The sequence below is a fragment of the Streptococcus suis genome, from assembly GCF_002964045.1.
Classification (GTDB): Bacteria; Bacillota; Bacilli; order Lactobacillales; family Streptococcaceae; genus Streptococcus; species Streptococcus suis_U.
This window is the reverse complement of record NZ_POPB01000583.1, coordinates 1-340: the sequence shown is the minus strand read 5'-3', so window position 1 is coordinate 340 and position 340 is coordinate 1. Positions and strand designations below refer to the sequence as shown.

The window sequence follows — 340 nt, the reverse complement described above, 5'->3', positions numbered from 1 at the left end:
GTTAGGGCTGACTGGTATTCCCGATTGAGTTCTTCCAGATAGGCCTTGTTGGTCTTGTCAAATTCTTTTGAAATATCCGCAAAATCAATGACATAACCAAAAACATAGTCCTTATAAGGTCGATTGACACGGGTTAGGGTCTGCAAAAGGTTATGGGCCTTGATTTTCCGTCCTAGATAGAGACGTTTCAAGCGAGGAGCATCAAAGCCTGTCAAAAGCATGGAATACACTATAACAAAGTCTGTCTGACCTTTCTTAAACTTATCTACTTCATCTTTCTTGTACTCCTTATCTCCTGCATCATGCAGAATCAAGGTTGAGGTAAAACTGGTTTGACCAG

General features: G+C 40.9%; 1 protein-coding gene. It reads right to left on the bottom strand.

Annotation, left to right across the window (positions count from 1 at the left end):
• A partial coding sequence (locus C1E99_RS12990) for a type I restriction endonuclease subunit R (protein WP_161951218.1) occupies positions 1 to 340 on the bottom strand: 340 nt, incomplete at both ends.